A 12016-nucleotide genomic window follows, 5' to 3' on the forward strand; every position below is an offset into this window, starting at 1 on the left:
CGCTTTAGTAGCCGCTGATATGCTCAATGATAAGGTTATTCCTTTTCATGAGCAAAATCAGATTCGTCTACTAAGAGTTTTAACTGATAGGGGTACAGAATATTGTGGTAATAGGGAGCAACACGAATATCAATTATATTTGGCTATAGAAGATATTGACCATACTAAAACTAAGGCCAAAAGTCCTCAAACTAATGGTATATGCGAGCGTTTCCATCGTACTATTCAGGATGAATTTTATGCGGTTGCCTTTCGTAAAAAACTGTATCATTCTTTATCAGAACTACAAAAAGACTTAGATTCGTGGCTGAATCATTATAATACTCAGAGAACTCATACTGGTAAATATTGCTATGGTAAAACACCAATGCAAACTTTTATGGATAGTTTACAGTTAGCTAAAGACAAGCTCTTGGAAGAGGTCTTTAAAATAAACATCTTAGAAGACAATAAAAAAATGACTGAAGTGCCAGTTCAGTCATCTAATCCAGAGTTTAACTGGAATGCTATTAATATGCTATCTGACAGTTAATTTTAGCACCCTTCTGTCAGATTAAGTCTTGTCTATTACAAATTACACTATTATATACTTTCTTCAATCTGCTTTCTCATAATTTCAATACCTTTTTCTTTTGTCATTACATTGCCAAATTCCATTATACTATACCTGTCTTCATATATACCATTCCTATCATTCCAGGAAAGCCAAGAAATAAGCTCTTCTCTTGATACTTCATTGAAGAAATTATTTAGGATTTCATTAGGGGCGTCTATAATATTTTGAAAGTTTAAATTATATCTCTCAAATGTTCTCATTTTATTATTTATTTACACATTAAGATACTAATATAAAGAATAAAATCATATTAATTAATGCCTGATTTTTAAGTAAAATCAATTAAATCAACTCATTTAATTATCTTCACTTTAACAGGTAGCCCATAATATCCGGTTAAGAATTATTCAAATCATGATGAATTTTTATTAATCTAAAGATATATGGATAGATAGTAAAGCCTTTATATTTTACAAAATCAACATTTAGAAGGGGAAAAAATATTTCTTTATTGAACTTACCTTTTAAGACTCCGATTTTTCTTAACGTAAACCCATTTTCTTGCCTGTAATCCACGTACGAATGCTTATTTCCTACAAAGTATTGAGTATGTATTTTATCAAACCAGATTCCTTGTGAGGTGGCAAAAAAGCCAGTTTTTTTGCCTTCAAATTTGAGAGCTTTTGCTAAATCGATCTCATTTTTGATATTGAGTATTTCAAAAATTTTTTCTCTATAGTATTTTTTTTCGACTAATTTTTCAAAGCTGATAAAGTCATCTACTTGTGATGCCAGGTAAGTATTATAATTCTGACTTGTAGTATTTGAGAAAACTTCGCAATCCTTATCAAGTTCAAATTCATATTTATTCTTTTGCAACTCTCTTTTTAAAAGAACATCATGGACTTTTGAGGGATACAAGACTTTTTCGGAAATCTCATATATTTCCCAAATAAACTCTTTAGATAAGATAATGTAAATATTACCAGTATCGAATTTTAAATACTGATCATATGACTTTCTGAAAGAAACAACTTCCTCAATCCCTTCAATTTCAAATCTGTTCAATATAGAAAGTGATTTTTCACTTCCCAAATTACTTTCAAAACATAATTGTTCGTTTTCTACATAGCATAAATAATTGTATCTTTGATTATTCTTCGTAAAGCAATGTATAAAGGCTAAATTCTTAATGAGATTAAAATGAGGTAGTTTTTCTTGAACGTTAATAGATTTAACAATCAGATTTTTCAGATATAATTGTTGTAAACATATTTCAAAATTTCTTTTTAAATTTTCGTTTACAAAGGAGTTATATTTTACTTCAACATCTTCGTATTTCAAAAAATCATTTTCTGAGAGAGACAATTTCTCGTCTTTTTTTAAAAAAGTATTTTTGTTAATACAAAAACCTTGTGAAATTGTAAAGCCTGTTTTTTTGATAATTTTATAACCATCGTCCTCTATTCTATTAGGTAAAACACCATCTTGTTCACAATCTCCCTGGCTGTAATCCATCAAAATTAAAACAACATCATCTTTTTCTGCTTTACTTTCAGTACTTGCAATGAATTTTATTCCATATTCGGTCTTATTCAACAGGTTGATAATTGATAAAAAGCTTTGATTTTGATTAAATCGTTTATCAATAACTTTTATATCGAAACGTTGGTAACTTAATATTTTTTCATTTAGATGTTTTTCTTTTTGTTCTAAATGTAGCTGTTTTGTACTGACATTAAATCCTAAGGCTTGTAAATAATTAAGAAATCCCTTACAAAAAGTTTCCAGCAAATAGTTTCTTGATTTTTCATAAGCCTCTACACTTTCAATACTGTGAAATCTGATTTTAGTCTTATGATCTACTGACGTATTTTCTTCATAAATTAACTGATCTTGTTCTATGCCTTTAGTTTTGAGTTGTTTAAATGAAATTTGGCCATTGGGTAGCTCTACAAAGCTAAACGGAACTTTCCTTTGGTCTCTTTTACTAAATTCATTACGTTTAAGCCTTGTACCAGTATCACTTACTAATAGCTCAAAAAGTCCATTTTCTCGGTTATCAGAGTCTTTTTGTATATTAAGTTTAGGTGATATCTTTAGAACATCTGCATAACTATTACCCTTTCCTGAAGAATACGTTTTAACTAGTAAGTAAAAGTTATTATTACTAACAAATTTTTGAGTCTGATGAACAAAATGAGCCATCAAAACCTTTAATATGCAGTGTAAAATATCTTGTTTGTATAAGTCTGATAATTGTTTTTTATCTAACTGTTGTTCTCCCCAAAGTAACTCTTCAACATTTTCTTTTACTTCATAAATAACGTATAATCTGAAGGTCTGAGCGTGCAAATAATAGGGTTTATTGGTTTCATTTCGTGCCCATATATGAAGTTTTGTATAATCAGAACCTGTTGTGGGTATATGCTTAGGTAAAATATATTCCCATATTTGTAATTGACTTGTCAGTTTTTGAAAATCAGAGTTTTGAAAATCGATAATTAATGTTGTAGTGTCTAAAGTGGCAGTTTTATGTTTTTTACTATTATTCATTGGTGTTCAGAGATTTTTTAATGAATGCACTAGCTTTATAAATTCTATCGAAATATTATTGGGGTTTTCATATGATAAGCAACTTGGAACAATAGCAATATCACATTCTGAAAAATGGTGCACTTCTTTGAGTGATATATCAAAAAATCTGGTTCGATTTTCTATTGCTGATACAAAGTTTATGACGACATACTTAGCTGATTGATTCCTTGTTATGTCTCTTATTTTTTGGAGTTTTCTTTGTACTTTTTCAATAAATTTTTTACTATCAAAATCTGGGTCGTAAAAAAAATCATTTTCATCTAATTCAAATAATTGCTGGGTATTTTTGCTGAAATTCTTGAAATCCAAATAAACAGGCTTGTTTAACATTTTGGCATCAAATAGCTCAAAAAGGATTGAAATACTTTCGGATATATTTTCACAATATACTCCATATTTTTCTAAACAGAATTTAATACTTTCTTCTCCAATTGCTCCCCGAAGAATCGCCTGTTGGATATACGGGGTAAAGATTTTTTGCTGATATGGGTGTTTTTGAAAAGTAATTTGGTAATTCTCATTTTTAAATTTCTTTTTAAGAAATTCGTTATTATTGATAAACCTGAAAGGATCATCTAAATCCCAGTATTTGATTTCATTCTCCTCTGTTTTAAATTTTTCTGGGTAAATTTTATGCTCTGGGAATGATAAGAATAATGTATTATCATCTTGTAACAATGATGTTTCAAAAACAAAATCCTGAAAATCAATTATTTGATTATTAATTGAAATTTGTGCTTTTACATCATTAGTTAAAACGCATTCTCTTACTAATTGCCATGCCCCAATAATACTTTGTACTTTTTCACCATTATAATCACCTGTATTGATTTTCTTTATTTCACTTAAAAGCCATGAAATTGTGTCTTTACTCTTTTGATTTTCGTATGAGATGTCCTGTACCTGCGCAATCTCCTTCCTTATTTTTTCTTTTCTTGATTGCTTCAGAATTTCATCATGCAGTTGTAAGATGAATGTAGCAGTATATTTTTCTCTTTTTTCAATAATTTCTTGAAAATAGGGGGCTTGTAAATAATCAATGAAGATATTTTTGACTTCTTGAGCAAGTGTAACTTCAATAACTGGCATTTCACTTTTATTTCTATCAACCCTTCCTAAAGCCTGATAAAATAGTGAGATTTGACTTAATGTATGTTCTTTCGCTTGTTTAGCATAAAAGGTGTTAAACTCTCCTAAATTGGTCTTTTTTAGGAAATGTCTGAAGTTCTGAATATTAATCTCTGAATTTTTAAATAGCTTCCAGAAATACCAGAGTGCTTTTTTCTTATTATTTAATGATTCTTCTTTTGTTTTTTGTTCAATAGCAAACCAGTACCTTTTTGGATCTAATAGGTGAATTCCTTCGAAATCAGATTTATCAGAAGAATTAATATTTAAACATCTGATATTTAAACCATTACTTGCAGTAGCATACTGAGTTATCAGAATCACCTTATCAACTTCTTTGTCTAAGAATAGGTCATCATAAGCTGGATTATATTTGTCATTTTTTAAAATATACTCTCCAAGTTCTTTATTTTTTGTAGCATTTAAAAAAATTATATTAGCTTTCTTTTCCTGAAATTTGAGCTTGTAACCAAATTCTAACTTTTGAACTTCAAATTCTGCTTTTTTGAGTTCGTTTCGGCATATATCGTTAAATATTTGCGAAAGATTATCTTTATTAAATATATCAGGGGTTTCATCAAAAAACAGATGTTCTCTTTTGAAAGAGTTACAAAAAACAAGATGAGTTCTATTTTGACTTTTATTTAGAATCCATTCAAGACATCCAAAAAAACGTAAACTTGCATCTTCTCTATGGTTCTCTGATTTTGAACCAGTTGCATCTTTTTCTTCTTGATAAAAACCTGTCTTTTTTAAGAGCTTGATTACAGGAAAAATTGAATTATTCTGAGTAACAGGTTCATTTATGGCAAACCTAACTTGACTTTTTCTTATTTCACTCTTCTCTCTTTTTAGTTTTTCTATTAAATCAATATCTGCTAAAGAAGGCTCAATGTAATTTACTATATTATCTCTTAGCCACTTCATATTAAATGAATTTACCATTCTGTCAATATCAGCTGTTGCCGATAGAGCAAAAACCAGATTTTTATTTGCTAACTGATAAATAATAGATTCAGGAGAAGTAATAAGTTCTAATTGTTCTATTTGCGCAAGTTCGTGATCTACATTATTTTCTTTTTTAATTGTAATTAGAGAAAAGCCTGAGTAGTAGCTGAAGTCACTTTGCTCTTTATGCTGTTTTATTGACCGATAAGTAAAATTCTTAGTGATATATCGGTTGTATTCCCCGCTGGTATTATCATTTTTTGTATCCCAGATTTCACGAATAAGTTCTTGCATTACAACACCTCTATCACGTACTTTATCAAATGTTTGTAATAATTGTTCCGTAGCAGATTTTATCATGCTGAAAAAAGCATAAGTATCAACAGTGTTTTCATTTCTGTCTTTTACTATCTTAAAAGCTTTTCTTCCTAGTTTTACTTGCTCTAGATAAAATGTTTCTGATAAAACTGTTCTGTTATTCTGGAACAAAATAAATCTTTGTTTCTCAGCATCCTGAAATTCATCATTATTAAATATGAATTTTCTTAATTTCGGAAAATAAAACTTGTTTTCTTTAATCTGACTTTCTAAAAAATCGTAAGTTTTCTGCATTTGCTCCTTGACAAAAAGTAAATCTTTATCCTTGTTCCAAAATTCTCCTTTGCTCCAATCCTCAAAGTCTTCCATAAAGAATCTTATAAACTCAATAGAATTTTGAAGCTGAGGTTCTTCAGATAAAATTTCTAAAATTTCATTCTCTAAAAAATCAAATTCATCCATGAAAATCAAGAAGATTTCATTTTCTGTTGGATGTTTCAGATCATGCAGTTTTAAATCTCTTTTACCATTAAAAAAGCCTCTGCAAAACTTTTGAACAGTACCTAAAAGCACTTTTGAATGGGTGTCGTTTTCAAATTTTATGTATGGAAATAACTTCCATATATCTGGGTCGTTTAAAAATGAAGCCTGCAGTTTTTGAATATTAGATTTTTTAAATTGAAAAAATTGTTCTTTTAGATTTCTGACTAAAATACTATAAATTTTTTCTACTTCATCTTTTAGAATATGTTGATTTTTAAGACTTTTTAAATCATTTTCATACTCGCTAAGTATTTTAACTTTATTATCAAAATAGTGTATCAGGCTTTCCTTGCTATTATCACCAAGAAATATATTGAAACGAAAAAAATCTTTATTAACTAGCCTTCTTAAAATAATAATAAGTTCATTATTCGTAAAGAGTTCTCTGATAATTTCAATATCAGTCTTTAAATAGCAAGTTTCAAAATCATGCGCAATACCAATTTCTAATAAATCTTTATTTAATTCCTGAATTAAAGCATGACGATTGGTAATATAGATAAATTTTTGATCTGGTGATTCTGCCAGAACTCTCTTTATGAGCTCTTTTATTCCATAGGTTTTACCTAAGCCAGTAGGACCATAAACAGGCTTGAATCCTGCTTTTTTCTTAAATGAGTCTAGAAAATAATAATCGGAATAATTAAAATTCATAAAATGTACAGTGTAGATATAATAAAGGCTTCAAAAACATTTTGAGTATATAAAATTAAGTAATTATCCTGAATTATTATTTGGTATATTTATTAATAAAGGAGTAGTTATATTCAGGTTTCATTTAGTAAATAGGATATTTTGAGGTGTTTTTTGTAAAAAAGATTTTTCGGAGCAATGGGCGAGATAGGGGGTAAATAAATGTAAGAAGGAATTTGAATTAATTTCTTTGAAATAAAGGAACCCAACTATCAGTTCTTTTCCAAAAAATTGGAAGAGTATTATTCGGACAGTTTTGTGGAAAAGCTATTAGTGTTTGTGAATCAGAATAACCTAAAGGTGCTTTGGGTTCTAAATATTCTCCTTTTTGAAAACATATAGTTTTGGCATTCCTTAATTCTACAGAATTATCAAAAATTTTCAAATTTGGATCAAAGCATCTATCATTATTATTTAGTATATCTAATATCATAACTTCTCCCTCTAAGTCAAGTTCTTTAAGTGCATTTTCCACTAGTTCTTTGGACTCTAAAAATCCAGTAATAACCCCTACAATAACAAATATTTTTTTGTCATTCAGTAATCTACATAAATCACTGTCAAAATAGTTTTTAAAATTTTCTATAATAGTATTGCCTGTTCCAATGAAATCATCAATAATTATTAATCCTTTAAGAGTTGGATTTTCAGATATTTTCTTCTGAATAAGTTCAGGAGTGCATACATTACCTGCATAAATTTTATTTTCATTCGCAAATAGTTTGGTATAAAAACTTGCACCTTTCGCAGGACTACTGTCTAAATATGATACTATAAAATCACTTCTCTTGAGTTCATTAGCATTTATAACTCTAATCAAATTTCTTCGTTTAGAGTATCTTTGAACACCCTCGAAAAGTTTTTTCAATTTTTCTCTAATTTCTTCTTCAGTATATAATTTGAAATTTTGAAGTAATTTAAATATAATTCTTTGTTCGTGAATATCCTCGAATTGATTCAACCAGTTTCTTATTGCAGTTGTAGTTACTGCCATCCCTTTATATACTTTTGAATTGATTTGTAAAGAATTTATTTCTTCAGTTTTTATTCGTAGTTTTTCTTCCAGTTGTTGACTTAACAACATTTTTTCTTCCTGTTCAAAAGTAGAAGCGATTTTTTCAGTACCACCGTTAATCAGCCAATCTTTGAAGAAATTAACTACAAAGGAATACTCATCATTCTGAAAGTTTATAATTTTTCTTGTAACAAAATCAGATAATTCTTTTTCAATATCAGAACTTTTTAATGCAAATTCTAATCCCTTATCAATAATATTTTGTTTAGTCAGTTTTTGCTGAAAAAGAATAATTTTAGCAATTATTATTAATATTTTTCTTCTTTTAATCGAAATTTCTTCTTCTTTTTCTATCTTTCCTTTGATTCCATCTTCCCAAAAATGTGAAAAATCAGTTGCTCCTATGTTAGCACTATTTCTGGCATTTACCGTTGCAATTTTGATTTCATTTTCAGTTACATGAATATCTCTATTAGATATCATATTTGTGAATAATTCCATGCAAATTTTCTTTGTAAAATATGGGTTGCCAGCTGTTTCTTCATATATAAAATTTATTGCACTATCCGAGACTTCAAGAATGTTTTCTACTGGTTTTCTAATTAGTTTTTTGAAATCATCCCAGTCTCTTTCTTTACTAAAGTAATCTACTCTAATTGGTGTAAACTTGTTAAATTCCATCCAATTGGTTAATATATACTCAAGTTTTTCGCCTCCAACAAGAATGAAACCAAATTGAGGACGATTACTAATAGACCTAAGTGTTAAAACAAATGATTGCCCTATTTCTCCTCTTTCATATAAGTCTCTTGGAATTCTATCAAATTCGTCCAAGACTAGTAGAAATTTGAATTTATCATCAATACCTTCAATATCCTCTAAAAAGTCGCTTAATTTATTTAAAGAACCATTAAATTCAGGAATTGGAACCGAACTAAATTTTGAATTAAACTTCCTTATTTTTTTGCATATTTTTATCCCTAGATTGTTCATACTACTATGAGTATCATGAGCATCGTTCCAATCACCAGCTTCAATATATTGTATTAGAAAATTATTCTCTTTATTAGTATTTAATAATGTTTTTACTATTGAAGTTTTTCCAACTCTTCTTTGGCCAAAAATAAAAGATGAACCTAATGGCAAGTTTTGCATATTTCTTAGTTTCTGAAGTATACTGTCTCTACCTATTAACTCCGCATCAGAATCGACAGGTTCAAGGTTATAAGGCTCCTTGCCTTTTATTTCTTCCCAATTAATATTCGCTATCTGTGACTGTAATTCTATGAAATCAGAAAATCTATTATTTTTCTCAATATTAGATTCCCAAGTTAGCTCTAGCTCTAGAATTATAGAGCTAGTGGTATTTATGACTTCATAATCAAATTCTATAATAATATCCTTGAAGTTTATAGTACCAATTAATTGTTCTGTTTTTGGAAAAAGAATATCACTTTTATTATAGTCAAGTATTCCCAATCTGACATTTTGCGCATAGCCTTTACCTTTATTAGAAATACCAATATTTATTTTGTTTGATATGCCTTTAAGTAAAGGATATTTTTTTTCAGTCTTAAATATTTCAAGTTTAGCAGGTAAAAAGAAAGGAGACCTTTCTATATCATTATCAATGACCTCTTTAATATTTGTAAATGAATTCAAAATATAATTTATTGAATATTTTGTTCCTAACTCACTAGCTTGTTGTAGGATAGAGTTTAAAAAAATATTTAAGGTGGTATATTGTTCATACTTTAATTCTTCTGATGAATCAAGATATTCATCTATTCTAGTAAAGATTTTATCAATTTGAGATTTATTTAATAAATCTTCTGTGAATTCAATTAATATAGGATTCTTTTTAGTGTTATATGCTAATCTCCTAAAGCTTTGTTGGAATCCATTTAAATCTGATATATTTCCCGTAAAAACTAAGTTCTCATCAAATTCCTTTTCACTTTTCCTTAAAAAATCAGTTAATATTGATTCTTTCTCAAAAGTCTCCGTTTTATCACTAATTTTAAGTTGGTGGCACAGGTCTGGAAGAGCTAGTTGAATTATTTTTAACACTTGATGTTTACAACTATCTAAATGATTATAATTATTATTACTTAAAATTCTTATGAAAGAAAAAGAAATGAGCCGCTGAATATTTTTTTCATTTTCTTTATCAAACAAAAAATCCATAAAACTCTTTTTGTGGTTAATGGATTCTACGTCTTTTATTAAAGAAGATAAGTTTTCTAAAAAGTCAATAGATTTTAAATTGCTTTCTTTTTCAATAAATTTATCTAAATTTTTAAGTGCTTGTGACATTATACAATTAGGTGTTAGGTCTTTATAGTTTAAGCAAAAAATTGGAGAAATGATGTAAATTTAATGTTTCAATTATACGAAATTACTTTAGAATAAAATTATTTATTGGTATAATATTTTCTTCTTTATAATCTAAAAAATAGAATAATATACGGATTAAGCACTATGCTCCATCTTCTCTCCCAAATAAAAAACTGCAATATATGCGAACAGTATCTGATTGCAGGAGTGAATCCCGTGGTAGAGGCGAGTACCCAAAGTAAGATTGTAATTGTCGGGCAGGCACCGGGCAGAATCGTGCATAACACCAGTATCCCGTGGAACGATAAGAGTGGAGATAACCTACGTTCATGGTTAGGTGTCGATAAACCTACTTTTTATAATACCGACCTCTTTGCAGTGATACCAATGGGCTTCTGCTATCCCGGCACAGGCAAAAGCGGAGACTTACCCCCTCGTCCCGAATGTGCCCCTTTATGGCACCGCCAATTATTAGACCAGATGCCAAACGTAGAACTAATGCTATTAGTAGGGCAATACGCCCAGAACTACTATTTAGGAGCAAGAGTCAAAAATACTCTTACCGAAACCGTCCGCCATTATCAAGAGTACCTGCCTAAGTTTTTCCCTCTACCTCATCCATCGCCAAGAAACAACATCTGGCAAGCTAAGAACCAGTGGTTCAGCAGAGAGGTACTACCGGAATTGAAAATTATAGCTAAAAGTATAATAAGTAGCTCGTAAAGATGCTTTATAAATATATGAATATTGATGCTACTGGCGCTATAAAAATATTTTCCTTCCGCTTACTTTGGTTCTATGTTCTGCAATTTTAGTTCCCTCACAAGATGAAAAACATAAAGTTTAAAAATAGTGAAGTAAGGCTGAGTGTTTAAGCTTTTACTCGTATTTATAATTAGAATTGTAAGAGATTGTTAAGGCAAAAAATTGGACGACTATCTTGAATGAAAGAAAAAAACTTAAACAGGTTAGATTGATAAAGCAAACTTAGCAGATATAATACCTGCTAAGTTTGTTTACTAAATAAATAAAAAAAATTTACACTAACCATTAGCTGTTAAATTCGCTCAACAGAGATTGTAATACTTTCATATTATGAGGCATAGAATTATAGTTGTTAGCTTCCCAAGTCTTAAGAGTAGATTCATCAACACCAAGCAATTTACTAAACTTCTTTCTACTCAACCCTTTGGTATATCTATGGACTTATACTACTACACCATTTTAAAATAGTTTGTTGAAAAGAGAGCCAAAAAGGCGAATTTTGTAGCGACGAAGCAAACAAAACTCACACCCAATGACTCTCACAGACAAACTTAGCACAATCAAAGGTAAATATCATAAAAGCATGATAGAAAATGTAATGATGGTATTGACAGGTTTACTGACTAGTAAAACGACTAATCTTTACAAGATGAAAGACGATATGGCAAAGATAATGGACAAAAAAGGTTTAAAATCAGGTAGTTATTATCAACGTTTAATTCGGTTTTTCAATAGATATAGTTCAACGAGGCTTTTTATAGACTTATTACTATGGGTTATCAACAGCCTTATTAAGAAAGCAGATAATTTTTTTTGGATGCAACAGAATGGAAAATCGGTTCTTTTGAATTACACGTTTTAGTATTGGCAGCACAAGTAAAAGGTGTAGCCCTACCTGTGTACTTTAAAGTTTATGAACATAAAGGTGTATTATCAGAAAAGGATCGTATCAATTTCATTCGTAAGGCATTTGTACTCATAGATTTGCATGGCAAATTATTGATAGCCGATAGAGAGTTTATAGGAAAAGAATGGTTTAGCCATTTGCTTGCCTTTGAGTTAAATTTTGTTATCCGCTTACGTAAGGGGATGTATCGTAAACCAATCGAAGATAG

At 29.2% G+C, this 12016-nt stretch carries 6 protein-coding genes and 2 pseudogenes; 4 read left to right on the plus strand and 4 right to left on the minus strand.

The window, feature by feature from the left end; genetic code table 11:
- Window positions 1-424, plus strand: a pseudogene (locus EWM59_RS26650) (integrase core domain-containing protein); the annotation flags it as partial.
- A gap of 158 nt (window positions 425-582) precedes the next feature.
- Here EWM59_RS26650 and EWM59_RS26655 read toward each other — a convergent pair.
- The 4 genes from EWM59_RS26655 to EWM59_RS26670 all read right to left on the minus strand — a co-directional run bounded on the left by EWM59_RS26655 (window position 583) and on the right by EWM59_RS26670 (window position 10115).
- Complete coding sequence (locus EWM59_RS26655; RefSeq protein WP_130024263.1) at window positions 583-816, minus strand: hypothetical protein; 234 nt, start codon at window positions 814-816, stop codon at window positions 583-585.
- A 136-nt stretch (window positions 817-952) separates the two neighbouring features.
- Window positions 953-3112, minus strand: coding sequence for a hypothetical protein (locus tag EWM59_RS26660; protein WP_130024264.1), 2160 nt, complete (start codon window positions 3110-3112; stop codon window positions 953-955).
- Between the two features lie 6 nt (window positions 3113-3118).
- Window positions 3119-6745, minus strand: a complete 3627-nt coding sequence (locus EWM59_RS26665) for a P-loop NTPase family protein (protein ID WP_130024265.1) — start codon at window positions 6743-6745, stop codon at window positions 3119-3121.
- A 220-nt stretch (window positions 6746-6965) separates the two neighbouring features.
- Entirely contained in the window at window positions 6966-10115 is a 3150-nt protein-coding gene (locus EWM59_RS26670) for a phosphoribosyltransferase-like protein (protein ID WP_130024266.1), read from the minus strand.
- A gap of 165 nt (window positions 10116-10280) precedes the next feature.
- Here EWM59_RS26670 and EWM59_RS26675 point away from each other — a divergent pair, with 165 nt between their 5' ends.
- The 3 genes and pseudogenes from EWM59_RS26675 to EWM59_RS26685 form a co-directional block, all read left to right on the plus strand.
- On the plus strand, window positions 10281-10859 hold the full coding sequence (locus EWM59_RS26675; protein WP_130024267.1) for a uracil-DNA glycosylase family protein: 579 nt from the start codon (window positions 10281-10283) through the stop codon (window positions 10857-10859).
- Window positions 10860-11433: 574 nt separating this feature from the next.
- Complete coding sequence (locus tag EWM59_RS26680) at window positions 11434-11763, plus strand: hypothetical protein (protein WP_130023523.1); 330 nt, start codon at window positions 11434-11436, stop codon at window positions 11761-11763.
- Window positions 11715-12016 (plus strand): annotated as a pseudogene (locus tag EWM59_RS26685) (hypothetical protein); the annotation flags it as partial. The gene EWM59_RS26680 and the pseudogene EWM59_RS26685, both read left to right, overlap by 49 nt.

It is taken from the genome of Emticicia agri (assembly GCF_004168285.1).
Lineage (GTDB): Bacteria > Bacteroidota > Bacteroidia > Cytophagales > Spirosomataceae > Emticicia > Emticicia agri.